Raw genomic sequence first — 15,105 nt, forward strand, 5'->3', positions numbered from 1 at the left:
GGAATTAGAAGGGGCGAACCACGACCAGAATGACAATGCCGAGCAGGGCCAGCACGGGCGCTTCATTGAACCAGCGGTAGAACACATGGCTGCGCTGGTTCTCGCCCCGGGCAAAGGCCTTGACTTGAGCGCCGCACATAAACTGGTAGACCACCAGCAGCGCCACCAGGCTCAGCTTGGCGTGCATCCAGCCCTGGCTGAAGTAGTAGCTCGGGTTAAGGCTGATCAGCCACAGACCCAGGCCGACAGTAAGAATCAGTGACGGCCACATGATGCCGCGATAGAGCTTGCGCTCCATGATGCAGAAGCGTTCGCGGCTGACTTCGTCGGTGCTCATGGCGTGGTAAACGAACAGGCGCGGCAGGTAGAACAGACCGGCGAACCAGCAGACCATGGCGATGATGTGCAGGGCCTTGAGCCATAGATAAAGCATTGTCCGTACTCGTTACAGGAAAGTGCCCCGATAGTAGTGGGCATGACCGCCTCCGTCATCACATGCGGCGCTCAAGTGTTGGCCCCTGGCCGAAGCGGCCGTATCATCGGCAGCTTTCCACTGCTGGTATTGCAAAGGGGCAAGTGATGATCAAGGTCGGAATCGTCGGCGGCACGGGGTATACCGGTGTCGAGCTGTTGCGTTTGTTGGCGCAACACCCGCAAGCGCAGGTCGAGGTGATTACCTCGCGCTCCGAGGCCGGCATGCGTGTCGATGAGATGTACCCGAACCTGCGCGGTCATTACGACAACCTGGCGTTCAGCGTGCCGGACGTCGCTACCCTGGGCGCGTGCGATGTGGTGTTCTTCGCCACCCCGCATGGTGTTGCGCATGCCCTGGCCGGTGAGCTGCTGGCCGCTGGAACCAAGGTGATCGACCTTTCCGCTGACTTCCGCCTGCAGGATGCTGATGAATGGGCCAAGTGGTACGGCCAGCCGCATGGCGCGGCGGACCTGCTGCCGGAGGCGGTGTATGGCCTGCCTGAGGTCAACCGTGAGGCGATTAAACAGGCGCGTCTGATTGCCGTGCCGGGTTGTTACCCGACTGCCGCACAGCTGGCGCTGATTCCGCTGCTGGAGGCCGGTCTGGCTGATACCTCGCAAGTGATCGCCGACTGCAAGTCCGGCGTCAGTGGTGCCGGGCGTGGTGCCAGCGTGGCTTCGCTGTTCAGTGAAGCCGGCGAAAGCATGAAAGCCTATGGGGTCAAAGGTCATCGGCATTTGCCAGAAATTCGCCAAGGCCTGCGTCGCGCTGCCGGTAAGGATGTCGGCCTGACCTTTGTGCCACACCTCACGCCAATGATTCGTGGTATTCACGCTACGCTTTACGCCACCGTGGTTGACCACTCGGTGGATCTGCAGGCGTTGTTTGAGAAGCGTTATGCCAGCGAGCCCTTCGTCGATGTAATGCCTGCCGGCAGCCACCCGGAAACCCGCAGCGTGCGTGGCGCCAACGTCTGCCGTATCGCCGTGCACCGTCCGCAGGGTGGCGACCTGGTGGTGGTGCTGTCGGTGATCGACAACCTGGTCAAGGGTGCGTCGGGCCAGGCGGTGCAGAACATGAACATCCTCTTTGGCCTCGATGAGCGCCTGGGCTTGTCCCACGCGGCCATGTTGCCCTGATGGCGGGCTGGGAGGTTCGCCCAAGCGATCCGGGGCGTGCGCGGCGGCGGCGCATGCTCGGCTTGCTGCTGGTGCTGTGCATTCCGCTGGCCTTCTATGTCGGCGGCTGGTGGCAGCAGTACACGCAGCCTGCAGTAGTGGTGGGGCTGCCGGCCGAGCCAGTGCGTGATGAACAATTGGTGCGCGAGGTCGATGAGTTGCGTCAGCGCGTGGCAGTGCTCAGCAGCGCAGAAAAGCTCAGCCAGCAAGCTAATGAACAGAACCGTCTGACCATCAAGCTGCTCGAAGAGCAGATCTACAAACAGCAACAGGATCTGGCCTTCTACAAAGGCGTATTGGCCCCCGCCAGCCGTCGTGAAGGTTTGCGCATCAAGACCTTTGAGCTACAGGCCACGGACAAGCCTGAGCATTTCCGCTACAAGATACTCCTCAGCCGTGTGGGCAAAGGCGAGACGCCGCTGGAAGGCCAGTTGCAGGTGTCGATTGTCGGCAAGCAAGGCGAGCAGGATGTCACGCTTGAGCTGGCGACGTTAGGCGCAGACTTACCCGGTGCCCTGCCTGAGCAGCCGATTGCCTTCGCCTTCAAGCACTTTCAGGCCATCCCCGAGGCCGGGCGATTTGCCGAGCTAAAGTTGCCTGAAGGGTTTATCCCGCGCGAGATCAAGGTGCGTGCCGAGGTGCAGGGCGAGAAGCCTCTGCTGCGCACATTCAAATGGAACAAAGAGGAGTAACTGTTCCTTATGTGGAATAAAGATAAGGCGCGCACTGACGTGCAGCGTTTCGCGGGTAAGACCAGCCTGATTGCGGTGGGTGCTGAATTGCATGGCGATTTGCGCTTTCAGGGCGCGGTACAGGTCGATGGCAAGGTTATGGGTAACCTGGTGGCCAGCGAAGGTATGGTGCGCGTCAGTGTGCAGGGGAGGGTTGAAGGTGAGATCCGCGCCCCCCATATAGTGATTGATGGCGAAGTAGTCGGCGATGTGCACGCCAGTGGTCATCTTGAGTTGGGCGCGCGGGCGCGGGTACGTGGCAATCTGTATTACGCCCTGATGGAAATGGCCATGGGTGCGCAGATAGAGGGTCGTCTCTGTCGCTTGCAAGACGAGGCTCGGCCGTTGGAACTACCAGAAACGCTGGATGCTGCACAATAGTTGACCGCTTTTCTCGGGTAAGCGGATAATGCCGATCAGAATGCAGTATGGCGCGTAGCGCCGGGAGTTAATCAGCATGAGCGTCGAAACCTTCACCCCTAGTGCTATGCAATTTACGCAGGGCGCGGCGAACAAGGTGAAGAGCCTGGTCGATGAGGAAGGCAATCCGCGCCTGAAGTTGCGCGTGTTTGTAACGGGAGGCGGTTGTTCCGGCTTCCAGTACGGCTTCACCTTCGATGAGGAAGTGGCCGAGGATGACACCATAATCGAGCGCGAAGGCGTGAGTCTGGTGGTTGACCCGATGAGTTTCCAGTACCTGGCAGGTGCCGAGGTGGATTATCAGGAAGGTCTGGAGGGTTCGCGATTTGTCATCAACAATCCGAACGCCACCACCACCTGCGGTTGCGGTTCTTCGTTCTCGATCTGAGTTGCAGGCTGTTCAAGTTAACGCCGTGCCTTGTGCACGGCGTTGTCGTTTCTGGGTGCAGCAGATTTGAAAAGGTGACTAGGCGGGGTAGATCGCGCCAAGTACCCGCAGGCCTCTAGCGCCAGTGACGCTAGGCCGGTTGGCGGGAATGCCTTCCAGGCAGCAGTGCGCCAGCCAGGCAAAGGCCATGGCCTCAACCCAGTCGGCAGGAACGCCATGCGCATCGGTACTGCTCACCTGACTGTTAGGCAGCAGCTGCGCCAGGCGGCGCATCAGTGTGTGGTTATGCGCGCCACCACCACACACCAGCAGCATCTCGGTGTTCTGCTGAGCAGCCTTGAGCGCCTCGGTAATGCTGATAGCGGTCAGCTCCAGCAGCGTTGCCTGCACGTCAGTCGCCGCAAATGCCGGCAAGTTCTGCAGGTGCTGATCCAGCCAGTTCAGGTTGAACAACTCGCGCCCGGTGCTTTTCGGGCCTTGAGTCTGGAAATAGGGATCACTCAGTAAGGCTTGCAGAAGTTGCGGCTCTATCTGGCCGCTGGCGGCCCACTGGCCATCCTTATCGTATGCCAGGCCCTGATGGCGTTGAATCCAGGCATCCAGCAGCACATTGCCCGGGCCGCAATCGAAGCCATGCACCGGACTCTCAGGCTCAAGCAGGCTGAGGTTGCTGAAACCGCCAATATTAAGGATCGCGCGAGTGCTGCCTTCGCTGGCGAACAATGCCTGGTGGAATGCCGGAACCAGCGGTGCGCCCTGGCCGCCGGCGGCAACATCGCGGCGGCGGAAGTCACTGACGACGCTGATACCGGTCAATTCAGCGAGCAGGGCGGAGTTGCCGATCTGGATGCTAAATCCGCGTGCAGGCTCATGGCGCACGGTCTGACCGTGGCTGCCGATGGCGCGAACGCTGTGTGCGGGTATGTCGTGCTGGATTAGCAGTTCATTGATGCCTTGCGCGGCGAGCGCGACCCACTGTTGTTCGGCGATTGCCGCACGTGCCAGTTCATCTGGGCCGGATGCGCACAGGCTGAGCAGCGCGCTGCGCAGCTCGTCTGGCATGGGCAGGTAGCGGGTGCCGAGCAGGCGGGTGTTGTGTTCCTGCTCTATCAGCGCAATGTCCAGGCCATCCAGGCTGGTACCGGACATCACGCCAAGGTAGAGGGGCATGGTTTAGCGCTGATTGTTGAGGGCAAGCATGGTGGACTTTTCTTTATCCATTTGTGCCATCAACGGTTTGCTCAACTGCATAAAGCGGGCTTTCTCGCTCTTGGCGATAGGGTCAGCCATTGGTAGCTTCTGGCTCAGCGGGTCAACGTGCACGCCATTGACCTGGAACTCATAGTGCAAGTGCGGCCCGGTGGACAGGCCGGTGGTGCCGATATAACCGATGATCTGGCCCTGCTTGACGTTGCTACCACTACGGATGCCCTTAGCAAAGCCGTTCATATGAGCATACAGGGTGCGGTAGCGTTGACCATGCTGGATGATCACCGCATTGCCGTAGCCGCCGTGACGACCGGCCAGGGTGATGCGGCCATCGCCGGCTGCCTTGATTGGCGTGCCGCGCGGGGCTGCGTAATCAACGCCCTTGTGTGCACGAATCTTATTCAGCACAGGGTGGCGACGGCCTGTGGAAAAGCGCGAGCTGATGCGGGCAAAGTCTACCGGGGTGCGAATAAAGGCTTTGCGCATGCTCTCGCCATTGGCGTTGTAATAGCTGCTGTTGCCTTGCTTGTTCGTGTAGCGCACGGCGGTGTAGGTCTTGCCGCGGTTGGTGAAGCGTGCTGAGAGAATATTGCCAGTGCCGACCTGCTTGCCGTTGACCACTTTCTTCTCGTAGATCAGCTCGAACACGTCGCCTTCGCGAATATCCATGGCGAAATCGATGTCGTAGCCGAATACGTTGGCCAGATCCATGGTCAGGCTATGCGACAGGCCCGCGCGCTTGGCTGAGAGAAACAGCGAGCTGTTGATCACTCCGTGGCTGTAAGTGGTTTGAACTTCAGGTTTGACCAGTTCGCGCTTGAAACTAAAGCCTTTCTCGCTTTTCGTCAGGGCAATGCTTTCCAGATCACTGAGCTTGCTGTGCAGGCTTTCAAGCTGACCGTCTGTGTTCAGATTGAATTCGAGCGCTTGGCCTACTTTCAGGCGTGTCAGCTGCTTGGCGTCCTTGCTGCTATTGAGCACGTCATGCAGTGTGGTGGCGCTCAGGCCGACCTTGGCAAATACCGTGGATAGCGTATCGCCGTTTTCCACGCGGATGATGTGCTTAAGCGGGTCGATTTCTTCCTGAGGTTTTTCGGCCTGCGCAGCCTTCTGCTCATCGTCTGTGGAGCGCTCTGTGGCTGCCGTATTGGCGAAAGGTGATTGGCTTTTGTTGGGCGACGGTAGGGTGTCTAAGTTCTGCTCGCCCTGTAGCTCGGCGAACTCAGAACCGTTGTCTAGCTCAAGATTGATGTAGGTTTTTTGGGCTTCAACTTCGCGGGAGGGAAATACCAGTAGGGCTAGGCTCAGTAGGGCGGCGACGCCACTGGCCGCCAGAATATGGCTTTTCGGGTACAGGGGCGGCGCTTTAGCTGGAGAGGTCATAGGCTGCTTTTTGACTTTAAAAATGAAAAGAAATAGATAAACGAAATGATGAATATGCAGTAACTGTATAAAATATAACCAAATCGCTAGCTAGGCAACCCCGGTTGTCGCGAGGAGGTCTTAGCGTAGGTGGATGGCGGGCAGAACTTGTGATTTGTCTGCGATCTTGTATGGTTGGTTCCCTTTTGTTTTGAGTGGTCGTGAGTCCTGTCATGAAGTCGGTTGAAGAGCAGTTGGCGCTGATCAAGCGTGGCGCAGAAGAGGTTCTGGTTGAGGCTGAGCTAGTTGAGAAGCTCAAGCGTGGTCAGCCACTGCGTATCAAGGCCGGGTTTGATCCGACTGCGCCGGATCTGCACCTTGGGCACACCGTGCTTATTAATAAGCTGCGTCAGTTCCAGGAGCTGGGGCATCAGGTGATTTTCCTGATTGGCGACTTCACGGGAATGATCGGTGATCCCAGTGGCAAGAGCGCTACGCGTCCACCGCTGACTCGCGAGCAAGTGCTGGAGAACGCGGAGACCTACAAGACCCAGGTGTTCAAGATTCTTGATCCGGCGAAAACCGAAGTTGCCTTCAACTCCACCTGGATGGACAAGATGGGACCGGCAGATTTCATTCGCCTGACTTCGCAGTACACCGTTGCGCGGATGCTTGAGCGTGATGATTTCAGTAAGCGCTACTCGACCAATCAACCGATCGCCATCCATGAGTTCCTCTACCCGCTGGTGCAGGGTTATGACTCTGTCGCTCTGCAGGCGGATGTTGAGCTGGGCGGCACTGATCAGAAATTCAACCTGTTGATGGGGCGCGAGTTGCAGCGCTCCTATGGTCAGTCCTCGCAGTGCATCGTCACCATGCCGTTGCTTGAAGGTCTGGATGGCGTGAAGAAGATGTCCAAGTCGCTGGGCAACTATATAGGTATCCAGGAAGCTCCTGGTGTCATGTACAACAAGCTGGTATCCATGCCGGATGCGCTGATGTGGCGCTACTTCGAGCTGCTCAGCTTCCGCTCCATGGAAGAGATCGAGCAGTTCAAGCGTGATGTCGAGCAGGGCGCCAACCCCCGTGACATCAAAATCAAATTGGCTGAAGAGATCGTTGCGCGCTTCCATGGCGAAGAGGCGGCGCTCAATGCTCATCGCTCGGCGGGTAATCGTATGAAGGAAGGCGAGCTACCTGAGGATCTACCTGAGATTGAAGTCCTGTCTGTTGAGGATATGCCGATTGCCGCGCTGCTTAATAAAGCAGGCCTGGTGAAGAACGCTGCGATGGCGCGTGATCTGCTGGGCTCTGGTAGTGTGCGCGTGGATGGCGAGGTGGTGGATCGCTCCTTTATATATAAGGTGGGTGCCGCTCATGTTTGTCAGGCCGGCAAGAAAGCGTTTGCACGCATTACGCTTAAGCTCGAGTCGTGATGCGCTAGATGTAGTAGGTGCGACAAAGCCGTTGAAGCGTCAGCTTCAACGGCTTTGTCGTTTCTGAGGGCGGCGCGGGTGGTGAGTTGTCGTGGCTGTTGAATTTGCGGCTTTTGAAACAAAAGCATAACAATCGATTGACCTTGGTTATTTTGTCCCTATAATGCGCAGCTCTTCAGGCGTAAGCAGCTCCTTAAACTTCTTATAAAACAAGAAGTTATATTTAAAATAGGGGTTGCAAAGCAGCGAAAGCTGCGTAGAATGCGCCACCTCTTCAGGTGGTGATATTTGAGTCTGAAGAGGTTCGGTCAGGTAGATCGAAAGCGGTAAAAGAGGCAGTTGACAGTGGTTTGAAACGCTGTAGAATTCGCCTCCCGCTGACGAGAAGCTAGGTGTTGATCGAAGGTGCAAGTGGTTGAGATTGAAAAGAAATTTTCAAAATCACTTGACGGAAGATGAGGCTGCTGTAGAATGCGCGCCTCGGTTGAGGCGAAAGACTTAACCACCCGCTCTTTAACAACTGAATCAAGCAATTCGTGTGGGTGCTTGTGAGGTAAGACTGTTAGTCGCAAGATTATCAGCATCACAAGTAACACTCGTTAATTTGAGAGTTTTTTGTCGATTGCTGAGCTAAGTTTAGGGTTTTTTCAAAACCCAAGCAGTATTGAACTGAAGAGTTTGATCATGGCTCAGATTGAACGCTGGCGGCAGGCCTAACACATGCAAGTCGAGCGGTAGAGAAAAGCTTGCTTTTCTTGAGAGCGGCGGACGGGTGAGTAATGCCTAGGAATCTGCCTAGTGGTGGGGGATAACGTTCGGAAACGGACGCTAATACCGCATACGTCCTACGGGAGAAAGCGGGGGACCTTCGGGCCTCGCGCCATTAGATGAGCCTAGGTCGGATTAGCTAGTTGGTGAGGTAATGGCTCACCAAGGCGACGATCCGTAACTGGTCTGAGAGGATGATCAGTCACACTGGAACTGAGACACGGTCCAGACTCCTACGGGAGGCAGCAGTGGGGAATATTGGACAATGGGCGAAAGCCTGATCCAGCCATGCCGCGTGTGTGAAGAAGGTCTTCGGATTGTAAAGCACTTTAAGTTGGGAGGAAGGGTAGTAACTTAATACGTTGCTACTTTGACGTTACCGACAGAATAAGCACCGGCTAACTTCGTGCCAGCAGCCGCGGTAATACGAAGGGTGCAAGCGTTAATCGGAATTACTGGGCGTAAAGCGCGCGTAGGTGGTTCAGTAAGTTGGAAGTGAAATCCCCGGGCTCAACCTGGGAACTGCTTTCAAAACTGCTGAGCTAGAGTACGGTAGAGGGTGGTGGAATTTCCTGTGTAGCGGTGAAATGCGTAGATATAGGAAGGAACACCAGTGGCGAAGGCGACCACCTGGACTGATACTGACACTGAGGTGCGAAAGCGTGGGGAGCAAACAGGATTAGATACCCTGGTAGTCCACGCCGTAAACGATGTCAACTAGCCGTTGGGAGTCTTGAACTCTTAGTGGCGCAGCTAACGCATTAAGTTGACCGCCTGGGGAGTACGGCCGCAAGGTTAAAACTCAAATGAATTGACGGGGGCCCGCACAAGCGGTGGAGCATGTGGTTTAATTCGAAGCAACGCGAAGAACCTTACCTGGCCTTGACATGCTGAGAACTTTCTAGAGATAGATTGGTGCCTTCGGGAACTCAGACACAGGTGCTGCATGGCTGTCGTCAGCTCGTGTCGTGAGATGTTGGGTTAAGTCCCGTAACGAGCGCAACCCTTGTCCTTAGTTACCAGCACGTTATGGTGGGAACTCTAAGGAGACTGCCGGTGACAAACCGGAGGAAGGTGGGGATGACGTCAAGTCATCATGGCCCTTACGGCCAGGGCTACACACGTGCTACAATGGTCGGTACAAAGGGTTGCCAAGCCGCGAGGTGGAGCTAATCCCATAAAACCGATCGTAGTCCGGATCGCAGTCTGCAACTCGACTGCGTGAAGTCGGAATCGCTAGTAATCGTGAATCAGAATGTCACGGTGAATACGTTCCCGGGCCTTGTACACACCGCCCGTCACACCATGGGAGTGGGTTGCACCAGAAGTAGCTAGTCTAACCGCAAGGGGGACGGTTACCACGGTGTGATTCATGACTGGGGTGAAGTCGTAACAAGGTAGCCGTAGGGGAACCTGCGGCTGGATCACCTCCTTAATCGAAGACTTCAGCTTCTTCATAAGTTCCCACACGAATTGCTTGATTCATTGAGAAAGACGATTGGGTCTGTAGCTCAGTTGGTTAGAGCGCACCCCTGATAAGGGTGAGGTCGGCAGTTCGAATCTGCCCAGACCCACCAATTGTTGTGGGGTTTGGCCTTGTAAGAATATGGGGCCATAGCTCAGCTGGGAGAGCGCCTGCCTTGCACGCAGGAGGTCAGCGGTTCGATCCCGCTTGGCTCCACCATATACAGCCTCGTTGAGAGTTCAGAAATGAGCGTTCCTGCTAAAGCAGATGAATGTTGATTTCTGGTCTTTGACCAGTAAGAAAATCGTTCTTTAAAAATTTGGGTATGTGATAGAAGTGACTGATTGATTACTTTCACTGGTAATTAATTTGGTCAAGGTAAAATTTGTAGTTCTCAATTGCAAATTTTCGGCGAATGTCGTCTTCACGTTAGAGACAATAACCAGATTGCTTGGGGTTATATGGTCAAGTGAAGAAGCGCATACGGTGGATGCCTTGGCAGTCAGAGGCGATGAAAGACGTTGTAGCCTGCGATAAGCTCCGGGGAGTCGGCAAACAGACTTTGATCCGGAGATCTCTGAATGGGGGAACCCAGCCAGCATAAGCTGGTTATTACACACTGAATACATAGGTGTGTAAGGCGAACCAGGGGAACTGAAACATCTAAGTACCCTGAGGAATAGAAATCAACCGAGATTCCCTTAGTAGTGGCGAGCGAACGGGGACTAGCCCTTAAGTTGATTTGAGAATAGTGGAAGGCTCTGGAAAGTGCCGCCGTAGTGGGTGATAGCCCCGTACACGAAATTCTCTTATCAATGAAATCGAGTAGGACGGAGCACGAGAAACTTTGTCTGAATATGGGGGGACCATCCTCCAAGGCTAAATACTACTGACTGACCGATAGTGAACTAGTACCGTGAGGGAAAGGCGAAAAGAACCCCGGAGAGGGGAGTGAAATAGATCCTGAAACCGTATGCGTACAAGCAGTGGGAGCCCACTTTGTTGGGTGACTGCGTACCTTTTGTATAATGGGTCAGCGACTTATATTCAGTGGCGAGCTTAACCGAATAGGGGAGGCGTAGCGAAAGCGAGTCTTAATAGGGCGTTTAGTCGCTGGGTATAGACCCGAAACCGGGCGATCTATCCATGGGCAGGTTGAAGGTTGGGTAACACTAACTGGAGGACCGAACCGACTACCGTTGAAAAGTTAGCGGATGACCTGTGGATCGGAGTGAAAGGCTAATCAAGCTCGGAGATAGCTGGTTCTCCTCGAAAGCTATTTAGGTAGCGCCTCGTGTATCACTGCTGGGGGTAGAGCACTGTTTCGGCTAGGGGGTCATCCCGACTTACCAAACCGATGCAAACTCCGAATACCAGCAAGTGTCAGCACGGGAGACACACGGCGGGTGCTAACGTCCGTCGTGAAAAGGGAAACAACCCAGACCGTCAGCTAAGGTCCCAAAGTTATGGTTAAGTGGGAAACGATGTGGGAAGGCTTAGACAGCTAGGAGGTTGGCTTAGAAGCAGCCACCCTTTAAAGAAAGCGTAATAGCTCACTAGTCGAGTCGGCCTGCGCGGAAGATGTAACGGGGCTCAAACCATACACCGAAGCTACGGGTTCAACGTAAGTTGAGCGGTAGAGGAGCGTTCTGTAAGCCTGTGAAGGTGAGTTGAGAAGCTTGCTGGAGGTATCAGAAGTGCGAATGCTGACATGAGTAACGACAATGGGAGTGAAAAACTCCCACGCCGAAAGACCAAGGTTTCCTGCGCAACGTTAATCGACGCAGGGTGAGTCGGCCCCTAAGGCGAGGCAGAAATGCGTAGTCGATGGGAAACGGGTTAATATTCCCGTACTTCTAATTACTGCGATGGAGGGACGGAGAAGGCTAGGCCAGCACGGCGTTGGTTGTCCGTGTTTAAGGTTGTAGGCTGAATGCTTAGGTAAATCCGGGCGTTCAAGGCCGAGAACTGATGACGAGTTATCTTTTAGATGACGAAGTGGTTGATGCCATGCTTCCAGGAAAAGCTTCTAAGCTTCAGGTAATTAGGAACCGTACCCCAAACCGACACAGGTGGTTAGGTAGAGAATACCAAGGCGCTTGAGAGAACTCGGGTGAAGGAACTAGGCAAAATGGCACCGTAACTTCGGGAGAAGGTGCGCCGGTGAGGGTGAAGTATTTACTGCGTAAGCCCATGCCGGTCGAAGATACCAGGCCGCTGCGACTGTTTATTAAAAACACAGCACTCTGCAAACACGAAAGTGGACGTATAGGGTGTGACGCCTGCCCGGTGCCGGAAGGTTAATTGATGGGGTTAGCTAACGCGAAGCTCTTGATCGAAGCCCCGGTAAACGGCGGCCGTAACTATAACGGTCCTAAGGTAGCGAAATTCCTTGTCGGGTAAGTTCCGACCTGCACGAATGGCGTAACGATGGCGGCGCTGTCTCCACCCGAGACTCAGTGAAATTGAAATCGCTGTGAAGATGCAGTGTATCCGCGGCTAGACGGAAAGACCCCGTGAACCTTTACTATAGCTTTGCACTGGACTTTGAGTTTACTTGTGTAGGATAGGTGGGAGGCTTTGAAGCGTGGACGCCAGTTCGCGTGGAGCCATCCTTGAAATACCACCCTGGTAACCTTGAGGTTCTAACTCTGGTCCGTTATCCGGATCGAGGACAGTGTATGGTGGGTAGTTTGACTGGGGCGGTCTCCTCCTAAAGAGTAACGGAGGAGTACGAAGGTGCGCTCAGACCGGTCGGAAATCGGTCGTAGAGTATAAAGGCAAAAGCGCGCTTGACTGCGAGACAGACACGTCGAGCAGGTACGAAAGTAGGTCTTAGTGATCCGGTGGTTCTGTATGGAAGGGCCATCGCTCAACGGATAAAAGGTACTCCGGGGATAACAGGCTGATACCGCCCAAGAGTTCATATCGACGGCGGTGTTTGGCACCTCGATGTCGGCTCATCACATCCTGGGGCTGAAGCCGGTCCCAAGGGTATGGCTGTTCGCCATTTAAAGTGGTACGCGAGCTGGGTTTAGAACGTCGTGAGACAGTTCGGTCCCTATCTGCCGTGGACGTTTGAGATTTGAGAGGGGCTGCTCCTAGTACGAGAGGACCGGAGTGGACGAACCTCTGGTGTTCCGGTTGTCACGCCAGTGGCATTGCCGGGTAGCTATGTTCGGAAAAGATAACCGCTGAAAGCATCTAAGCGGGAAACTTGCCTCGAGATGAGATCTCACTGGAACCTTGAGTTCCCTAAAGGGCCGTCGAAGACTACGACGTTGATAGGTTGGGTGTGTAAGCGCTGTGAGGCGTTGAGCTAACCAATACTAATTGCCCGTGAGGCTTGACCATATAACACCCAAACAATTTGATGTTTGTGTGTCTCTATGAAGACTGCAACAGCCGAAAATTTGCACAACTACAAAACACATCACATACCCAATTCGAGGTAGCGAGCCGCGAAAGCAGCGCGACATCTCAGCTGAATCGCTTGACGACCATAGAGCATTGGAACCACCTGATCCCATCCCGAACTCAGAAGTGAAACGATGCATCGCCGATGGTAGTGTGGGGTTTCCCCATGTGAGAGTAGGTCATCGTCAAGCACCTATACCAAAACCCCCGATCGTGAAAACGATCGGGGGTTTTACTATTAGTACAAGCATGAAGTTTTGAGTGATCAAGGCCAGTGCTGAAAAGATGTAATGCAAGTGGTTGAGTAGAAAGAACTTTTTCTGAAAGGAACTTCGAAAAATAGCTTGACGGAAGATGAGGCTGCTGTAGAATGCGCGCCTCGGTTGAGACGAAAGACTTAACCACCCGCTCTTTAACAACTGAATCAAGCAATTCGTGTGGGTGCTTGTGAGGTAAGACTGCTAGTCGCAAGATTATCAGCATCACAAGTAACACTCGTTAATTTGAGAGTTTTTTGTCGATTGCTGAGCTAAGTTTAGGGTTTTTTCAAAACCCAAGCAGTATTGAACTGAAGAGTTTGATCATGGCTCAGATTGAACGCTGGCGGCAGGCCTAACACATGCAAGTCGAGCGGTAGAGAGAAGCTTGCTTCTCTTGAGAGCGGCGGACGGGTGAGTAATGCCTAGGAATCTGCCTAGTGGTGGGGGATAACGTTCGGAAACGGACGCTAATACCGCATACGTCCTACGGGAGAAAGCGGGGGACCTTCGGGCCTCGCGCCATTAGATGAGCCTAGGTCGGATTAGCTAGTTGGTGAGGTAATGGCTCACCAAGGCGACGATCCGTAACTGGTCTGAGAGGATGATCAGTCACACTGGAACTGAGACACGGTCCAGACTCCTACGGGAGGCAGCAGTGGGGAATATTGGACAATGGGCGAAAGCCTGATCCAGCCATGCCGCGTGTGTGAAGAAGGTCTTCGGATTGTAAAGCACTTTAAGTTGGGAGGAAGGGTAGTAACTTAATACGTTGCTGCTTTGACGTTACCGACAGAATAAGCACCGGCTAACTTCGTGCCAGCAGCCGCGGTAATACGAAGGGTGCAAGCGTTAATCGGAATTACTGGGCGTAAAGCGCGCGTAGGTGGTTCAGTAAGTTGGAAGTGAAATCCCCGGGCTCAACCTGGGAACTGCTTTCAAAACTGCTGAGCTAGAGTACGGTAGAGGGTGGTGGAATTTCCTGTGTAGCGGTGAAATGCGTAGATATAGGAAGGAACACCAGTGGCGAAGGCGACCACCTGGACTGATACTGACACTGAGGTGCGAAAGCGTGGGGAGCAAACAGGATTAGATACCCTGGTAGTCCACGCCGTAAACGATGTCAACTAGCCGTTGGGAGTCTTGAACTCTTAGTGGCGCAGCTAACGCATTAAGTTGACCGCCTGGGGAGTACGGCCGCAAGGTTAAAACTCAAATGAATTGACGGGGGCCCGCACAAGCGGTGGAGCATGTGGTTTAATTCGAAGCAACGCGAAGAACCTTACCTGGCCTTGACATGCTGAGAACTTTCTAGAGATAGATTGGTGCCTTCGGGAACTCAGACACAGGTGCTGCATGGCTGTCGTCAGCTCGTGTCGTGAGATGTTGGGTTAAGTCCCGTAACGAGCGCAACCCTTGTCCTTAGTTACCAGCACGTTATGGTGGGAACTCTAAGGAGACTGCCGGTGACAAACCGGAGGAAGGTGGGGATGACGTCAAGTCATCATGGCCCTTACGGCCAGGGCTACACACGTGCTACAATGGTCGGTACAAAGGGTTGCCAAGCCGCGAGGTGGAGCTAATCCCATAAAACCGATCGTAGTCCGGATCGCAGTCTGCAACTCGACTGCGTGAAGTCGGAATCGCTAGTAATCGTGAATCAGAATGTCACGGTGAATACGTTCCCGGGCCTTGTACACACCGCCCGTCACACCATGGGAGTGGGTTGCACCAGAAGTAGCTAGTCTAACCGCAAGGGGGACGGTTACCACGGTGTGATTCATGACTGGGGTGAAGTCGTAACAAGGTAGCCGTAGGGGAACCTGCGGCTGGATCACCTCCTTAATCGAAGACTTCAGCTTCTTCATAAGTTCCCACACGAATTGCTTGATTCATTGAGAAAGACGATTGGGTCTGTAGCTCAGTTGGTTAGAGCGCACCCCTGATAAGGGTGAGGTCGGCAGTTCGAATCTGCCCAGACCCACCAATTGTTGTGGGG

Annotated in this window: 8 protein-coding genes, 3 tRNA genes and 4 rRNA genes; 12 read left to right on the forward strand and 3 right to left on the reverse strand. The window is 54.4% G+C overall.

The window, feature by feature from the left end:
- Window positions 1-4: 4 nt before the first annotated feature.
- On the reverse strand, window positions 5-433 hold the full coding sequence (hemJ, locus tag RHP75_RS02950; RefSeq protein ID WP_311090416.1) for a protoporphyrinogen oxidase HemJ: 429 nt from the start codon (window positions 431-433) through the stop codon (window positions 5-7).
- A gap of 146 nt (window positions 434-579) precedes the next feature.
- On the opposite strand from hemJ, the gene argC reads away from it, so the two are divergent.
- The 4 genes from argC (at window position 580) to erpA (ending at window position 3,192) form a co-directional block, all read left to right on the forward strand.
- The gene (gene argC, locus RHP75_RS02955) at window positions 580-1,614 is read left to right on the forward strand and encodes an N-acetyl-gamma-glutamyl-phosphate reductase (RefSeq protein ID WP_311090417.1); all 1,035 of its coding nucleotides are present in this window, start codon (window positions 580-582) and stop codon (window positions 1,612-1,614) included.
- Complete coding sequence (locus tag RHP75_RS02960; RefSeq protein ID WP_311090418.1) at window positions 1,614-2,345, forward strand: DUF6776 family protein; 732 nt, start codon at window positions 1,614-1,616, stop codon at window positions 2,343-2,345. Before argC ends, RHP75_RS02960 begins: the two co-directional genes overlap by 1 nt.
- A 9-nt stretch (window positions 2,346-2,354) precedes the next feature.
- Window positions 2,355-2,765, forward strand: coding sequence for a polymer-forming cytoskeletal protein (locus RHP75_RS02965; RefSeq protein WP_311090419.1), 411 nt, complete (start codon window positions 2,355-2,357; stop codon window positions 2,763-2,765).
- A gap of 76 nt (window positions 2,766-2,841) precedes the next feature.
- Window positions 2,842-3,192, forward strand: coding sequence for an iron-sulfur cluster insertion protein ErpA (gene erpA / locus RHP75_RS02970; RefSeq protein ID WP_090256106.1), 351 nt, complete (start codon window positions 2,842-2,844; stop codon window positions 3,190-3,192).
- A 78-nt stretch (window positions 3,193-3,270) separates the two neighbouring features.
- Here erpA and RHP75_RS02975 read toward each other — a convergent pair whose 3' ends face one another.
- Window positions 3,271-4,362 (reverse strand): anhydro-N-acetylmuramic acid kinase, encoded by a 1,092-nt coding sequence (locus tag RHP75_RS02975; RefSeq protein ID WP_311090420.1) that lies wholly within the window; start codon window positions 4,360-4,362, stop codon window positions 3,271-3,273.
- Between the two features lie 3 nt (window positions 4,363-4,365).
- Window positions 4,366-5,784 (reverse strand): peptidoglycan DD-metalloendopeptidase family protein, encoded by a 1,419-nt coding sequence (locus RHP75_RS02980; RefSeq protein WP_311090421.1) that lies wholly within the window; start codon window positions 5,782-5,784, stop codon window positions 4,366-4,368.
- Between the two features lie 212 nt (window positions 5,785-5,996).
- On the opposite strand from RHP75_RS02980, the gene tyrS reads away from it, so the two are divergent.
- From tyrS to RHP75_RS03020, 8 genes are all read left to right on the forward strand, one after another.
- Window positions 5,997-7,199: a tyrosine--tRNA ligase gene (gene tyrS, locus RHP75_RS02985; RefSeq protein WP_311090422.1), complete on the forward strand. Its 1,203-nt coding sequence runs from the start codon at window positions 5,997-5,999 to the stop codon at window positions 7,197-7,199.
- A 666-nt stretch (window positions 7,200-7,865) separates the two neighbouring features.
- Window positions 7,866-9,402, forward strand: a 16S ribosomal RNA gene (locus tag RHP75_RS02990).
- A gap of 65 nt (window positions 9,403-9,467) precedes the next feature.
- Window positions 9,468-9,544: transfer RNA gene (locus RHP75_RS02995), tRNA-Ile, on the forward strand.
- Window positions 9,545-9,575: 31 nt separating this feature from the next.
- Window positions 9,576-9,651, forward strand: a tRNA-Ala gene (locus tag RHP75_RS03000).
- A 244-nt stretch (window positions 9,652-9,895) separates the two neighbouring features.
- Window positions 9,896-12,786, forward strand: a 23S ribosomal RNA gene (locus RHP75_RS03005).
- Between the two features lie 138 nt (window positions 12,787-12,924).
- A 5S ribosomal RNA gene (gene rrf / locus RHP75_RS03010) occupies window positions 12,925-13,040 on the forward strand.
- Between the two features lie 374 nt (window positions 13,041-13,414).
- A 16S ribosomal RNA gene (locus RHP75_RS03015) occupies window positions 13,415-14,951 on the forward strand.
- Together the 16S, 23S and 5S rRNA genes with 3 tRNA genes alongside form the textbook arrangement of a ribosomal RNA operon.
- Window positions 14,952-15,016: 65 nt before the next feature.
- Window positions 15,017-15,093, forward strand: a tRNA-Ile gene (locus RHP75_RS03020).
- Window positions 15,094-15,105: the final 12 nt, after the last annotated feature.

It is taken from the genome of Pseudomonas sp. SG20056 (genome assembly GCF_031764535.1).
GTDB lineage: Bacteria > Pseudomonadota > Gammaproteobacteria > Pseudomonadales > Pseudomonadaceae > Aquipseudomonas.